The organism is Nocardia stercoris (assembly GCF_003696265.1).
Classification (GTDB): Bacteria; Actinomycetota; Actinomycetes; order Mycobacteriales; family Mycobacteriaceae; genus Nocardia; species Nocardia stercoris.
In genome coordinates this window covers 1-15,345 of record NZ_RFFH01000018.1, presented here as the reverse complement: position 1 = coordinate 15,345, position 15,345 = coordinate 1, and the positions used below count along the sequence as shown (strand labels likewise).

The window sequence follows — 15,345 nt, the reverse complement described above, 5'->3', positions numbered from 1 at the left end:
GGTAACGGCACGCCTCGTTGCTACCTCTGATTCGCCCACCGGTCTCCGACACCGCCGATCTACCGCGCACAGCTACTGGATGGCAAATACTAGCGCGGGCGGTGTGGCTTGACGTGCCTCGCCTCCGGGCTAGTTGCGCAGCAGCGCCGTGAACTCGTCCACGGGCATGGACGTGTCGCCGGCGGCCAGGGTGTCCAACAGGGTCTCGGCGCGGTCGGCCCCCAGCGCCGCCACGGTGAGGTCGCGGAACTTGGCATCGAAGTCAGCTGGGGACAAAGGGTTTTCGGCAGTGCCGGCAGGATTGTCGACGAACAGATGATCGGTGGTGCCGTCGGCATAGCTGACGGTCAGATCGCCGACCCAGCGGCCGGCGTATTCGGTGTCGAGGTCCGCGTCGACCTCGATCCGGACGCGACCGGCCAGGTCGGCGGCGGGGGATCCGGGGGAGAGGTCCAGTCGGCCGGTCAGGTAGTCGTGGTGGGTGGTGAAGCCGTTGCCGAGGCCCAGCGCGGACAGTGCGAATTGGAACGGCAGGCTGTACTGCAGGTGCTCGATGGTCTGCGGCGCATAGGCATTGGCGTTGCGGTTGCCGACGATCAGATTGCCGCCGGTCTGGATGGCGAGCCGGACCGCCGTGATCTCCCCCGCACGGGCGGCCACGCGGCGGGCGCCGTCGATATAGGCGTGGTTGATCCCGCAGCAGCAGTACGGCTTGATCCAGACGCGGGTGATCTGGAAGTCGGCGGCCGAATCCAGCAGGTCCACGGCGTCCGCGCCAGCGTCGCGCCCGGCGAAGACGCGGAAGAATCCCTTCGCGCCGCTGAGGAATGTGGTGGGGCCGGTGATTCCGGCCGCTGCCAGCTCCGCGGCCCGCAGCCCGTTGCGCGTGCCGATGCCGGCGTGCAGGCGCTTCACCGACCCGCCGGTGGAGGTGTACTCCGTGGTGCCCGAGCAGTGACTGAACGCGATCGACAGGGCGTGCAGCGTGCGCTCGGCGTCGAATCCCCTCATCCGTGCCGCCACCGCGGCCGCGCCGAAGGTGGACAGGACGGCGTGTGGGTGGAAGCCGCGTTCGAGCAGGTCGGGCGCTGCCAAGACGCCCAGGCGGGTGTACGCCTCGTATCCGGCCACGACGCCGGTGACCACCTCGCGCATGGTGCAGCCCAGTTCCTCGCCGAGAGCGAGCGCCGCCGACACCACACAGCTGCCGGGATGCGACGAGCTGGCCCGGTGCGCGTCGTCGTACTCGAAGCCATGGCCGTAGGTGGCGTTGACGAAGGCCGCGTCGGCCGCGCTCATGGCGTCCCCGTCGACGGTGACATGGGCGCGTCCGGGTGCGTGGGTGGCTCGGGTCAGCTCCAGTACCGCGCGGCTCCACGGCAGAGCAGCGCAACCGATCTGCACCGCCAGCTGGTCTTGGATGAGCCGCCACGCGCCGTCGAGTGCTGCCGGCGGGATCGCGTCGTGCTCGAGGTCGGTCACGAAGTCTGCGACCGCTGCCTCGAGCGGAGGGACATGCTGCATAACGGCGTCTTTCGATCGGCGGGATACGCGGCAGCCCAGGGGATCGGGAGGCCACGTGATCGGGTTCATATGAAGTATATAATATATTGTGAGTCACATCCCGTCGCTCGCATACGTCGACGAGACGGGATGTGACTCGTGAATCGAGATCGATGCGGTCTCGGCCACGCACAAGATTCGCTCAGTTGGTCCGTGGAGGTCAGTCCATGCAGCACAAACCGCTCGCCGGTATCCGGATTCTGGAGATCGGCGGGTATATCTCCCTGCCGTTCGCCACCTCGATGCTGTGCGCGCTGGGCGCCGAGGTGGTGAAGGTCGAGAAGCCGCGGACCGGTGAGGACTTCCGGCGCCACCAGAACGACGGCAGTCCGTACTTCCGGCAGTACAACACCGGCAAGCGCAGCCTGTCGGTCGATCTCAAGCGGCCGGAGGGCATCGACCTGGTCAAGGCGCTGATCCCGCGGTTCGACGTGGTTCTCGAGAACCTGCGGCCCGGCAAGCTGGCCGCGATGGGCCTGGGTCCGCAGGACTGCCGAGCGCTGCGCCCGGACTTGGTGTACGGCTCGGTGACCGGCTTCGGATCCGGTGGCCCGCTGGCCGACCGCCCCGCCTACGACACCATCGGCCACGCTTTCGGCGGCCTGTACTCATTGTTCGGCGATGAAGGACATCCGCAGCTGGCCGGCGGGCTGTGTGCCGATCTGGTGACCGGCCTGGCGACGGCGACCGGTGTGCTGGCCGCGCTGGTCGGCCGCCTGCGCACCGGCACCGGTCAGCATCTGGAGACCTCGATCATGGAGGCGGTCAGCACCCTCACCGCGGACGGCATCTCGCAGCTGTTCGAGCTGGGCGCCGACCCGAGCCGGCAGAGCCGCCACCCGCAGGCGCAGAACTTCTGCGTGCGCACGGCCACGGGGGAGTATCTGGCAATTCACCTGTCGTCCTCGCAGAAGTTCTGGCGCGCACTGTGTCTCGCGATGCAGCGGGAGGATCTGCTCACCGATCCGCGTTTCGCCGAGTACCGCCCCCGCGAGGCCGCCTACTTCGAGCTCGCCGAGATCGTCGAGGCGGAATTCGCGAAACATCCGGTCCAGCACTGGGATCGGGTGTTGACCGCTCATGATGTGCCGTTCGCGCCGGTCCTGACCATGTCCGGCTACTTGGCCCACGAGCAGGTCCGCTGGCTCGACCTGGTCGAAACCCAGCCGGACGAGCTGGCCGTCCTGCGGCCCCCGTGGCGCTTCGGCGGCACCCGGCCGGACCGCCGTGGCGTAGCCCCGCGCGTCGGCTCCGATAGCCGCGCCGTCAGCGCCGAGGTCTACACCGACGACCGGATCGATGCGTTGGTCGCCGCGGGCGTGCTCTTCCTCGACGATCCTGCCGAGTCCTGACCCAGGCCCCAGTAGGTCGCTCGTCCGGTTGGGCGCTACGCATGAGGCATAATGCGTAAGAAGCCTACTGGAAGGGATCGAGCCGCCATGGACGCAACGATGCGAGGCTTGCCGCGCAGCTCCGGCACGCAGCGGCAGCAACTCTCCGAGGATGTCGCGGGCTATGTCCGGGAGCTGATCATCTCGGGCCGGGTCCGCCCCGGGGATTTCCTGCGGACGGAGCCGATCGCGGAGGCCATGGGGGTCAGTAACACGCCGGTGCGCGAGGGGCTGTTGCTGCTCAGCGGTGAGGGCTTCGTCGAACTGGTCCCGCGGCGCGGATTCATGGTGTCGGCGTTCAGCCGTCAGGATGTGCGGGACTTGTTCTGGGTCCAGGCGACCTTGGCCGCCGAGTTGGCCGGGCGGGCAGCGAAGAACATCTCCGAGCGGCAGTTGCAGCATCTGGCGGACCTGATCGCGCAGCACGAGCAGGAAGCGGCGTCGGATGCGGATTCGGAGCGAATTGTGGCGCTGGGGCACGAGTTTCATCGCACGGTGAATCTCGCGGCGGACTCGCGGCGGCTGGCGATGCTGCTGGGGTCGGTGGTGAAACAGCTGCCGAACCGCTTCTACGGGGCGATCGAGGGCCACACCGAGGAGACATTGCGCGATCACCCGGCCATCCTGGAGGCCCTGCAGAAACGCCGTGGCAAGGCGGCGGGAACGCTGATGCGGGACCACATCATGTCCGGTGCCGACGAACTCATCGCCATGCTGGAGCGGCAGGGACTCTGGTCGGACCAAGCCAAGTCGACTGCGTAGCAGGCGATCACAGCTCGCCGGACAGTGATGCCGGTCGCTCGTCAACCGGATCGGTTGCGGGCGACCGGCATCAATGGTGACAGCGGGCCATGGAACTGTGACCAGGCTCGGAAGCCGGTGGATCTAGTGGGTTTTCACCAGTACCGGTCCGTCCGACATGACCACACCGGCGTCGATGTCGGGTAGCGCCGATGGCCGCAAGCTGCCGTCCGCCGAGACATCGAAAGTATGGACGATGGTGGTGATGTGCGTGGTGAGGACGTCGGCGACGTACAGATGCCGTTCATCGGAGCTGAGTAGTACCTGCCCGGGCATGGCGAGCGCGCCAGGTACGTGATAGGGCGATCCCGCGAGCGGAGTCAGGCTACCGTCGGTCGCGATCGAATATCCGCGCACGTCACCGCTGGCCGCCTCGGGAACATAGAGGCGATGACCGTCGCTGGTGATCTGCGCACCGTGGGTCATCTGGCCGGCCGGGTACGGGGATCCTGGTGTGGGCGTCAGTTTGCCGTCGGGGCCGATTGCGTAACCGCGTATCTCACTGGCGAGTTCGTGGCTGACGTACACGAATTTGCCGTCCGGGGTGTATCCCGGATTGTTCGGTCCGCCACCGGTGGGAACCGAACCGATCGGGGTCAGTTTTCCGCCGGTGCCGACCGCGAAACTCTGCAGATTGCCGTCGAGATAGTCGGTGACGCGCACGAAGTGGTTGCTCGGGTCGACGGTCACCATGGTCAGCGCGCTCATGCCGGGGACTTGCGTCTGTCCTTCGGGGGACAGAGTGCCGGTCGCCGATACGGCGAATGAGCTGATGTGCCCGGGGAATCCGCCGACGGCTACGTAGTACTGCGTGCCGTCCGGGCTGAGCGCGCCGGTGATCGGCGGGCCGTCGAGGGATGCCTTCGCGCCCGGAATCTCGTGCAGCAGGCCGTTGTCGTCGATCTTGTATCCATCGGCCGCCGAGCCCAGCGCCTGGGTGGCGTAGACGGTGCGGCCGTCGGGTGCCATCGCCAACGACAACACGCCCGTGCCACTGGCGAACGGGGAGCCCGAGACCTTCGACAGCGACCCGTCGGAGCCAACGCGCAGCACCGCGATGTTTCCGGAGACGGTGCCGCCTACGAGTACGAATTGTGGTGCGGCGGGCGCTGCGCTTGCGCCCGGACACGAGGCGGTCAGGCAAGCGGCGGCTACGGTGGCCAGGGTGATCGTGGCGCGGTGCAGACGTTGGCGCGCCCGTGTGACGGTGTTCGAATTCAGCATTGTGACAAAGACTTTCGGTCAAGCGGTGCCAGCGGATCGGGAGACCGCTGGGCTGGAGCGATGCCAACTGTAGGAAGCGGATCCGGTTCCGAACGTCCAAGGATCTGGACACTGACCGACTCGATCGAGGCTGAATAGTGAACTGCGCCAACGCCATTCATGTGGGCAATGCAGTGATCGCGCGGTGCGCGGCGGGGCCGCTCACCGCGCGAACATCAGCTCCGGGTCAGACGGCTGTCACTGTGCCGGAATCGGATTCGGTCGCTGACGCTCCGCCGTCCATCCGGACGTGCCGGTTGTCGGGAAGCGCGAGAATCGACACCAGACTGATCAGGCAGAGGACGGCGAGGAAGCCGCCGAAAGCAAGGCTGCCGTAGGAATCCATGATCGGAGCGGCGATCACCGGCGGGATCGCGGCACCGAGAATGCCGGCCGCGTTGTAGGTCGCACCGCTGGCCGTGTAGCGGTAACGGGTGGCGAACAACTCCGGCAGGAACGCGCCGATCGGGCCGTAGGCGATGCCCGCGATCGCCACGGTGACGGTCGCGCACACGCAGTAGGTGATCACGCCGCCGGCCTCCACCACCGGGAACAGAACCAGCGCCCACGGCACGGCGATCAGGTTGGCTGCCACGATGATTCGTTTGCGCCCGATCCGGTCCGACAGCCATGCGCTGGCGGCCATCGAGACCCCGAACATGGTCGCGGGCACGAGGCTCAGGGCCAGTACAGTGGTCCGGCTCAGCCGAAGATGGGAGGTGCCGTAGGTGAGGAAGTAGCTGACCGCGATGTAGTAGAAGGCGAAGACCATCACCAGCAGACCGCAGGCGAACAGCACCTCCCGCGGCTGCCGCCGGATCGCCTCGGCGAGCGGGACGGGCGCGGTGCCGCGCCGGGCGGCTTCCTCAGTGAACACCGCCGTTTCCTCGATGCGGAGCCGCACGACCAAGCCGATCCCGACCAGCAGCAGACTGGACAGAAACGGTATCCGCCACCCGACCTCGTCGAATGCCTGTTCGGACATGGTGGCGCCGGTGACGAGGAAGGTACAGCTCGCGAGTACCAGTCCGACCGAACCGCCGAACGACCCGAACACCGACCAGAATCCGCGGCGGGCCACCGGCGCGTTCTCGGCGGCCATGAGGGTGGCGCCCGCCCACTCACCGCCGACGGCGAGGCCTTGCAGGAATCGCAACGCCACCACCAGGATCGGTGCGATCATGCCGATCCGGCTCGCGGTCGGCATGAGACCGACGGCGGCGGTGGCCAGCCCCATGGTGAGCAAGGTCGCGACCAGAGTTCGCTTGCGGCCCAGGCGATCTCCGAAGTGGCCGAACAGGACCGAGCCGACGGGCCGGGCCACGAAGGCTACGCCCAGGGTCGCGAAGGCCGCCGTCGTGCCGGCTGCGGAGCCGAGCGCGGGGAAGAACACCTTCGGGAAGACCAGTGCAGCCGCAGTGGCGAAGATGAAGAAGTCGTAGTACTCGATGACGGTACCGATGCCGCCCGCGACGGCGATCCGTCGGAGCGTAGCGAGTGGTACCCGAGCGTCGTCGGTCATTGTGCGCCTCTGCTTGTGTGTTCGACCGGAGCCCGCGGCAGGGAGTGACGAGGGCCACCCGGAGTTAGATACCGCATAATATAAAATGTGGCGCACTTCTCAACTTGTCGACCGTCCGGTACCGGCGTCGGCAACGGCCGGTCGGGTGGAAAATCGGACGAAACCTCCCGGAAAGATAAAGATAATATATTGTGGACATAGATTGACGGCGGCGTCGCCAGCGAGTGGCGGCGGAGACGAGGTGGTCCCGCATGCACGGCACAGCAACAACGGTCGAGCCTCCGGTGATGCGTCCCGAGATCGCGTCGTCGTGGATGCGGTCGCGGATACACGGGGTACAGGCGGACGGCACCCTCCGGTTGCGCCGCGCCGGCGACACCCCGGAAGGTGGCCTGCTACGGGCGGCCCGGCCGGTGCTGCAGCGGATGATGGGTGAATTGGAGGACACCGCCGTCGCCGTCCTGCTCGCGGACGAGGATGCGCGTGTCCTCGACGTCCGGGCCGCGGCCCGGACCGTCGACCGCGGGTTGGCCGATCTCGGAATCGAGCCGGGCGTACGGCTCGGCGAAGACGTCGTCGGTACGAATGCCGTGGGTACACCGCTCGAGACCCGGCAGCCGATGCTGATTCGCGGCCCCGAACACTTCCTCGCCGCGCTGCGAACCTTCACCTGCTTCGGGCATCCGATCGTTCACCCCGCCACGCGCCGACTGGTCGGAGTACTCGACATCGGCGGTCTCGCCGGGAAGGACGACGACCTGTACCGGGTGCTGGTCCGCCGGATGGTCCGCGAGATCGAGGACCGGCTGCGGCTCGACTCGACGCGAGACCAGACCCGGCTGCTGGACGCCTTCCAAGCGGTGACCTGCCGGCGAGGTCGACCTGTTCTGGTCGTCGGCCAGGATCTGGTGCTGGCCGCTCCGGAGGCGCTGGAGATCCTCGAACCCGCCGACCATGCCGCGGTCCGCGCCCGAGCGGTCGAATCGGCGTACGCCCACGCTGGTGTCCACCGGATGACGCTGTCCTCGGGCCGCAGTGTCTTGCTTGCGTGTACACCGATCGAAGGCGCCGACGGTATGCAGATCGAGATTGTGCCGGATCACGGCACCCGGCGGCGCGGCCACCCGACGACTGCCGGGTGGCCGCTGCTCCTCGTCGGTGAGAGCGGCAGCGGCCGCAGCACCGAGGCGCGGCGCGTATCGGGCCCGGACGCCCGCTCCATCGACGCGGCGCAAGTCATTCGCCACGGTGAACAGGCCTGGGCCGCTGAGCTTTCCGGCTTGCTGGCGGACGGCGATGTCATAGTCGAGAACATCCAGCTGCTGCCCGAATCGCTGACCGCGTTGCTGGCGCAGGACCTGCGCGGCACAGCCCGTCGAGTGGTTCTGACCTCGACTCCGGGTGACCACCTCGGCGCCGTTCACGCTCCGCTGGTCGCGGCGTGCGCGGTGCGGCGCACCTTGGTTCCGTTGCGCCGCCGGCGCCAGGAGATTCCCCAGCTCGCGCAGCGCATGCTGGCGCGGGAGGACAGCACCGGCAAGCTCCGGTTCGCGGCGTCGACCCTGAGCGCACTGGCCGCACAGCCCTGGCCCGGCAACCTCGCCGAACTGCACCGCGTCGTCCGCACCGTCGCCACCGCACGCACCGCCGGCGACATCATTCCCGGCGACTTGCCGGCGGAATACCGCAGCGGTCCCCGTCCGGGATCTCCGCTGCGTCAAGCGGAACGAGAGGTCATCGTGGCCGCGATCGAGGCCGCCGGCGGCAACAAGGTGAAGGCGGCACGGGCGCTCGGGGTGAGCCGGGCGACGATCTACAACCGCATGCGGGCGCTCGGTATTTCGTGACGGCTGGTCAGGCATCCGTATGCGAGTGGGCTACGACCCAGGCCGCGATCTGCGCGCGCGAGGTGAAGCCGAGTTTGGTGAGGATGTGTTCGACATGTCCCTGTGCGGTGCGTAGCGACACGACCAGGCGATCGGCGATCGCCTTGTTGGTGAGCCCATCGGCGACGAGGTCGGCCACCTGGCGTTCCCGGCGGGTGAGGCCGGTCGGCGAGCGGTCGCCGGGTGGCGAGCCGGTGCGGGGCCGCGCGCCGAGTTCCTGAGCGACCGCTGCATCGAGGCCCAGTGCGGCGCCGGCGTTCCGGGCTGCGTCGAACTCGCGAGTGCCAAGCAGTTGGCGGCTGCGCTGCTCACATTCGTCGTGGTAGGTGCGTACTTCGGGGAATATGACGGGGGAGCCGCCGGCCAAGTGTCCCAAGGCATCGGCCGCGCCCATGAGTGTGGCCGCTCGCCGTGCATTGCGGGCCTCAGCGGCGATCCAGGCCAGGGTCTCCAGGCAGCCCGACACGACGAGCGGGTCGACGGCACTGTGGGCCAATCGAATTCCAGTCTCGAGCGCGCAGGTGGCGCTGTCGGTCTCGCCGTAGCGCCACGCGGCGAATCCCTTGCTCCACTGCAACCAGGACCGATAGATCGTCTCACCGGCGGACTCGGTGACAGCTAGCGCTTGCTCGAGGCAGGCGAGGGCCCGGGAGGGGTCACCCTGCAGTGCGTAGGCCCAGCCGAGCGAAATCCGCGCGCCCAACTGCATTCCGGTGTCACCGCCGCGCTCGTAGTTGCGCAGGGCGTCCTCGAGGTCGGTCACCGTCTGGTACGGGTCACTGGCGCCACCGGCGAACGCGTAGTTCGCCCGGGTGTGTGCCAGCAGCCCCGTGACGACCGGATCGGTCGCGTCCTCGGCCAGGCTGGCCAGCTCGGTCGCCTCGGCTTCGGCGGCTACCATGTCCCCCTGGACCAAGGCCATGACGCTCGCGGCATAGAGCGCTTTGGCCCGGTCCACGGACCGGCCGCCGACCGGATGGTCCAGAACCCGCTCGTACCAGCGGCGCCCTTCGCCGATTCGTCCCCGCAACAACCAGAACAGGTACAGCGAGGTGGCGATCCGAAGCGCACCGTCCTCGGACTCGGTCAGGCTGAACTCCAGTGCTTTCCACAGGTTCGGCACCTCGCGCTCCAGCCGTTCCACCCAGGTCGACTGGGCGGGCCCGATCCAGGCGGCATCCGCGTCGCGGACCAGATCCTCGCACCACTGCCTATGGCGGCGACGCAGCGCCGGGTATTCGCCGGCGTTCTCGGCCTTCTCCTGGCCGAACTCCCGGACGGTCTCGAGCATCCGGAACCGCACCGAGCCCGCGACTTCCGTCCGGACCAGGATCGACTTGTCCACCAGGCCCGACACCGCATCGTGCAGCTTCGACTCGGTGAGGCCGACGGCGGACACCCGCAAGGCTGCGTCGAGTTCGAATCCGCCTGCGAAGACCGCCAATCGGCTCCACAGGCGCTGTTCGTCCGGAGTGCACAGGTCGTAGCTCCAGTCCATGCAGCAGTGCATGGTCTGCTGCCGTTGCGGGGCGCCGCGACTACCCAGGGTCAGCAGGGCGAAGCGGTCGTCCAGATGGGCGAGGATCTGTTCGACGGACATCGTCCGCAGGCGGGCGGCAGCGAGCTCGATCGCCAGCGGCAGCCCGTCCAGCCGAGCGCAGACGCGGGCGATCAGCAGCCGGTTCTCGTCGGTCACCGTGAATCCGGGCACTGCCGCGGCAGCGCGTTCGGCGAACAGGGTCACCGCGTCCAAGCGCGCCATGGTCGGTAGAGGCAGTCCGCCCGGATCGGAGGTCTCCAGTGGCGACAGCGGGTACACGGCCTCACCGCCGATGCCGAGCGGCTCCCGGCTGGTGGCCAGAAGGTGCAGGTTCGGACAGGCGCGCAGGAGCGATTCGCCCAGTTGTACGACCGCCGCGATCACGTATTCGCAGTTGTCCAGCACCAGCAGTAACTCGCACGGTGCCAGCAGCTCGACCAGCGTCTGCAGGGGCGATCCGACGCCGTGGTCGCGCACACCGAAAGCGGCAGCGACAACGGTCGGTAATGATTCGGCGTCCCGTGCCGTGCTCAGTTCGACCAGCCAGGCCCCGTTCGGGAACTTCCGGCGCATCGTGTGCGCAACCCGCAGGGCTAGCCGGGACTTGCCGACGCCCCCGATCCCGGTCACGGTCACCAGACGCGATCCGGACACGAGGTTCTTGACCTCGGACTGAGGAGTGCGCCGATCGACGAAGCTGGTCAGCTCGAGCGGCAGGTTTCCGGATCCCGCCTGCAGGTCGTCGCCGCGTGGCCGCCGAATATGGTGCGGTACTGCGTCTTTCGAGGCGATATCGGATCCCTGAGGGAGATCGAGCTCCGGTGGCAGAGCCATCTCGTCGACCGGAAACCCATAATCGCGCTGTAGCTGCCGCAGCTGCTCGCCCACTCCGGCGGCGCTCGGGCGATCGTGCGGGTCGCGCGCCATTGCCGCCTCGACGGCGGCGCAGACATCCTCCGGAATACCGGACTCGCGCGCGTCCGGTATCGGATGCGTGGTGATCCGTACGAATTGCGCCACCAGCTGCTCGCCACTGCGGCGCTCGAACGCGGCGTGCCCGGTGAGGGCGCAGAACAGGGTGGCGCCCAGCCCGTACACGTCAGCGGCCGCGCTCTGTGGTTTCCCGCCCAGCACCTCCGGTGCGGTGAAGGCGGGCGAGCCGGTGATTGCCCCGGAGGTGGTCTCGTACCCGCCGGCGAAGTGGGCGATTCCGAAGTCTGTGAGCGCGGGTTCGCCGTAGTCGGTCAGGAGGATGTTGGCCGGTTTGACATCCCGGTGCAGTACGCCCATCCAGTGCGCCGTCTCGAGCGCGCCCGCGACCCGTACGCCGAGGTGCAGCACGTCCGCCAGCGGCAGGGGCCCGTCGCGCCGGATACGGTCGCTGAGCGAGCCCCGGGCGTAATAGGGCATGACCAGATACGGCCGGCCGCTTGTGGTCTGGCCGATCTCCAGCATGTCGGCGATATTCGGGTGGCCGGTGAGCCGTCCCATCGCATGTTGCTCACGAACGAAGCGTTCCCGATTCTCCGCCGATTCACCGGTGAGGACCTTGACTGCCACGGTGCGGTCCGCCGCGATCTGAGTACACCGGTACACCGCCCCGAACCCGCCGCGGCCGATCTCGTCAGCGTCGTCGAATCCGGCTGCGCTCAACTCCGCGCTGAGGTCGATACCGCCGACATCGCGCTGTGTTTCGAGTGGGTCGCCGTCAACCATCCGTTGCTCGCAACCGCGACACATCAGTCAGGATATCCCCGCTGACCACCGTCGACCACGCTGTTCCTGCCTGGCCTGCGGTGGGTGCTGCGACGCCAGGACATCGACCGGCGGTGGTGCGGCCCGCTCGGGAGTCGCCAGCCCGGTGCCGTACACCGCTCCGAACCGAACCCGTGGCCGCCGCCAGTGGCAATCGGAGTAGGCGCTCGTACGCTCCGTCGGTGGCGGTTCGCCACGTCAGCCCGCAGCCGTCTAGTAGCTGCTCCACTCGATACCGGACCGCTGTTCTCCGCCGCGTCGCTGCTGGTTCCGGGCCGCCGACGGTGTCCACCGTGAAAGTGTCTGAAAACCTGGACAATTTCTGTGGCCTGGCTGTCTCTACTGTCGATGACGAGCCATTTTTCATTTCAGGCCCTTGCCGCTATCACGGCAAACTTCCAAGAATTCCGAGGTGAGAGCATGACCGCCGTGCTGCCTGAGACAGCTGCCGTCGACCGGGACGGTGTGCCGCATTACCAGTCATTCATAGAACTGGTGCCGGCCGTCGAGGACGCGCATTCCGCGGAGATCGTCGCCGCCGGATACCAGCTGAAGGTCGAACCGACCGACTTCGGTCCCGTCAGCCTTGCCCTGGTCGCCGACCCGGGCGGCTACGTGGTCGAGCTGGTCGCCGGTGACCCGAACGCGGCACAGAGCCCGCCGCTGGGTACCAAGATCCCGCACCCGGTTCCGCACATCCACGAGCACGCGTGAGCGCGGCGGTGACGTCCGCGGATCCGGTGGTGGGGAACCTGCTCATCGATGGTGAGTGGGTCCCTGCCGCCGAGGGCCGCGTATTCGAGGTGGTCGATCCAGGCACGGAGGAGGTGATCGGCCGGGTCGCCGACGCTGCACCCGCCGATGTCGACACTGCGGTACGTGCCGCTCGACGGGCGTTCGACGACGAGCGGTGGTTGGGGCTGTCGGGATCGCAGCGGGGTGTGGTGCTCTGGCGGGTCGCTGATCTGCTGGCCGACCGGGCCGAGGAGTTTGCTCGGCTCGAGAGCCGCGATGTCGGCATGCCGGTGTCGCAGGCGACGCTGATGGTGGCCGAGGCGGTCAACCAGTTCCGGTACTACGCCGGCTGGGCCGATAAGATCCACGGCAGCACAACCGATCTCGGACCGGCCGAACGCCGGATGCTCGGCGCCACCTACAAGGAACCCGTCGGCGTGGTGGCGATGATCGTGCCGTGGAACGCGCCCCTCATCGCGATGTCGATGAAGATCGCGCCCGCGCTGGCAGCAGGTTGCACTTGTGTGCTCAAACCGTCGGAGGAGGCACCGCTCAGCGCACTGGCACTGGGCAAACTCCTGCTCGAGGCCGGCGTGCCCGCCGGTGTGGTCAATATCGTCACCGGGTTCGGTCCTACCGGAGCGGCCCTGGCCGAGCATCCGCAGGTCGACAAGATCAGCTTCACCGGCTCGACCGCGGTGGGCCGCAAGATCGTTGCCGCGGCGACCGGCAACCTGAAGAAGGTTTCGCTCGAACTCGGTGGCAAGTCGCCGGTGATCGTGCTGCCCGATGCCGACATCCCCGCCGCGGCGGCCGGGATCGCGCTCGGTGTCTTCTGGAACTCCGGGCAGATATGCACCTCGGGCACAAGGCTTTTCGTGCACGAGTCGGTGCACGACGACCTGGTGGCGGCTATCGCCGAACAGGGCAGGGCCATGAAGGTCGGTTACGGCAACGAGCCCGACGCTGTGCTCGGCCCACTGGTGTCGGCGCGGCAGCTGGAACGGGTCGCCGGGTTCGTGGACCGGGCCCGCGCCGACGGCGCGCGGGTGGTCACCGGCGGCGAACGGCTGGGAGATCGCGGCTTCTACTACCCGCCGACGGTCGTCGCCGAGGTCAGCGCGGATATGGAGATCGTCCGCGAGGAGATATTCGGCCCGGTGCTGGCCGCCATGCCCTACACCGATCTCGACGCGGCCATCACCGCGGCCAACGACACCGAATACGGTCTCGCGGGCAGCGTGTGGACCCGCGATGTCGCCGTCGCGCACCGGGTTGCCCGGCGACTGCGGGCGGGGCGGATCGGGGTCAATGTCCACCGCGCCGGCGGCGTGCAGATGCCTGTCGGCGGATACAAGCAGTCGGGCTGGGGTCGTGAGAACGGGCCCGACGCTATCGAGGAATACCTCGAGACCAAATCGGTCGTCACCCTGCTCGACCGTTGACACCTCACCGAATCGACAAAAGGACATGTCATGGGAACTCTCGACGGCAAAGTCGTCTTCATCACCGGAGCCGTACGCGGACAGGGCCGTTCGCACGCGGTGACTGCGGCACTTGGAAGGTGCCGACGTGGTGCTGTTCGACATCGCCGCGCCGGTGGCCGGCATCAAGTATCCGCTCGCCACTGAGGGCGATCTCGAAAAGACCCGGAAACTGGTCGAAGACCAGGGCCGACGCGCCCTGACCGTGGTCGGCGACGTGCGCGATCAGGCCGCCCTGGACGCTGCGGTGGCCCGGGCCGTCGACATCCTGGGCGGTATCGATGGCATCGTCGCCAACGCCGGGGTGTGGGATCTCGGTCCGGCGGGCTGGCAGACCAGCGAGGAGGACTACCAGGCCGTCGTCGACACCGTTCTCGGTGGCGTGTTCCGCACGATCAGGGCGGTCGCACCGCACTTCGTGGAACGGCGTGCGGGTGCCATCGTGGCGATCGCCTCGGTCGGCGGACTCGAGGCGACCGAGGGCTACACCTCCTACATCGCCGCCAAGGACGGCGTGGTCGGCCTGATCAAGAACACCGCCCTGGAACTCGGGCCGCACAACGTGCGAGCGAACACAGTGTGCCCGGGCGCGATCGACACCAAGATCTGGGACAACCCCATAGGCCACACCATGTTCGTCGCCCCTGGCGATCCCGTCGACCGCAACATCGCCCTCGACGGCATATACGGTTACGCCCCGCTCGCCGGCCGTACCGCACTTCCTCCGCAGGCCGTCAGCAATGCGGTGGTCTTCCTGCTCTCAGAACTGGCCGAGCACATCACCGGTGTGGCGCTGCCCGTCGATGCCGGCCACCTGCTGCTCCCGGGCTTCAATCACGCACCTGTCAGCTCCGGCCCTGAGGCCGAGCGCTACCGCCCGCCCGCCGTATCGCCCGACGACCTGTAGACCTTCAGCAGCACGCGAACACAGACAGGAACACCCGGGAGCCGAGCGGCCCCGAAACCCGTTGCCCGCAGGAGGTCCAGCCACCTCCCGCTCGCACTGCTGGCTCGGCCAGCGCTGTAAGGATCATTTGCGTGGCTTCAGCGACGGCCACATACGTTATGTGACGGGTTTGAGTTTGCACGGGGTCCGGATGATGGGGAGACCGTGTTGCATGTGGCAGTTCTCCATCACTAAGGAGAGTTGCCTGTCGCCAACTCGGACGATCGATTCCGCCGCGATCGCGAGTGAGCATCCCACTTCGTTCGCTACCCACGGTGTCCCGTTCGCGATGCCACAGACGGAGGTAATACTGGCCCGCTGCTTCCACCGGCTGAACCGCCCCGGGTTTGGTGCCCACCATCTTTCTTGGGAAGGATGGGCAGACCATGCCTGCGAAGTACGACGAAGCGACCAAGGCCAAAGCTGTCCGGCTGGTCGTCGAACACCGTGACGACTACG

General features: G+C 67.7%; 10 protein-coding genes. 6 read left to right on the top strand and 4 right to left on the bottom strand.

The genetic code is table 11. The features are described 5' to 3' along the window. Nucleotides 1-129: 129 nt before the first annotated feature. Nucleotides 130-1,524 (bottom strand): MmgE/PrpD family protein, encoded by a 1,395-nt coding sequence (locus tag EBN03_RS28270; protein ID WP_122191204.1) that lies wholly within the window; start codon nucleotides 1,522-1,524, stop codon nucleotides 130-132. Nucleotides 1,525-1,730: 206 nt separating this feature from the next. Here EBN03_RS28270 and EBN03_RS28265 point away from each other — a divergent pair, with 206 nt between their 5' ends. Both EBN03_RS28265 and EBN03_RS28260 read left to right on the top strand, forming a co-directional pair. Then, nucleotides 1,731-2,915, top strand: coding sequence for a CaiB/BaiF CoA transferase family protein (locus tag EBN03_RS28265; protein ID WP_122191203.1), 1,185 nt, complete (start codon nucleotides 1,731-1,733; stop codon nucleotides 2,913-2,915). An 87-nt stretch (nucleotides 2,916-3,002) separates the two neighbouring features. Then, complete coding sequence (locus tag EBN03_RS28260; protein WP_122191202.1) at nucleotides 3,003-3,716, top strand: GntR family transcriptional regulator; 714 nt, start codon at nucleotides 3,003-3,005, stop codon at nucleotides 3,714-3,716. Nucleotides 3,717-3,839: 123 nt separating this feature from the next. On the opposite strand, the gene EBN03_RS28255 is transcribed toward EBN03_RS28260, so the two are convergent. Together EBN03_RS28255 and EBN03_RS28250 are read right to left on the bottom strand one after the other, a co-directional pair. Continuing rightward, entirely contained in the window at nucleotides 3,840-4,979 is a 1,140-nt protein-coding gene (locus EBN03_RS28255; RefSeq protein ID WP_122191201.1) for a lactonase family protein, read from the bottom strand. A gap of 226 nt (nucleotides 4,980-5,205) precedes the next feature. After that, entirely contained in the window at nucleotides 5,206-6,540 is a 1,335-nt protein-coding gene (locus tag EBN03_RS28250) for an MFS transporter (RefSeq protein ID WP_122191200.1), read from the bottom strand. Between the two features lie 251 nt (nucleotides 6,541-6,791). On the opposite strand from EBN03_RS28250, the gene EBN03_RS28245 reads away from it, so the two are divergent. After that, nucleotides 6,792-8,387 carry a sigma-54-dependent Fis family transcriptional regulator gene (locus EBN03_RS28245; protein ID WP_122191199.1) on the top strand — a complete coding sequence of 532 codons (1,596 nt, stop codon included), beginning with the start codon at nucleotides 6,792-6,794 and terminating at the stop codon, nucleotides 8,385-8,387. Nucleotides 8,388-8,394: 7 nt separating this feature from the next. Here the strand turns inward: EBN03_RS28245 and EBN03_RS28240 are convergent, their stop codons facing one another. Next, complete coding sequence (locus EBN03_RS28240) at nucleotides 8,395-11,682, bottom strand: protein kinase domain-containing protein (RefSeq protein WP_122191198.1); 3,288 nt, start codon at nucleotides 11,680-11,682, stop codon at nucleotides 8,395-8,397. A 459-nt stretch (nucleotides 11,683-12,141) separates the two neighbouring features. Here EBN03_RS28240 and EBN03_RS28235 point away from each other — a divergent pair, with 459 nt between their 5' ends. From EBN03_RS28235 to EBN03_RS28225, 3 genes are all read left to right on the top strand, one after another. Next, the gene (locus EBN03_RS28235) at nucleotides 12,142-12,435 is read left to right on the top strand and encodes a VOC family protein (RefSeq protein ID WP_122191197.1); all 294 of its coding nucleotides are present in this window, start codon (nucleotides 12,142-12,144) and stop codon (nucleotides 12,433-12,435) included. Continuing rightward, complete coding sequence (locus EBN03_RS28230; protein ID WP_122191196.1) at nucleotides 12,432-13,901, top strand: aldehyde dehydrogenase family protein; 1,470 nt, start codon at nucleotides 12,432-12,434, stop codon at nucleotides 13,899-13,901. Before EBN03_RS28235 ends, EBN03_RS28230 begins: the two co-directional genes overlap by 4 nt. Before the next feature lie 127 nt (nucleotides 13,902-14,028). Then, the gene (locus tag EBN03_RS28225; protein ID WP_233608695.1) at nucleotides 14,029-14,847 is read left to right on the top strand and encodes an SDR family oxidoreductase; all 819 of its coding nucleotides are present in this window, start codon (nucleotides 14,029-14,031) and stop codon (nucleotides 14,845-14,847) included. The last annotated feature ends 498 nt before the right edge of the window (nucleotides 14,848-15,345 follow it).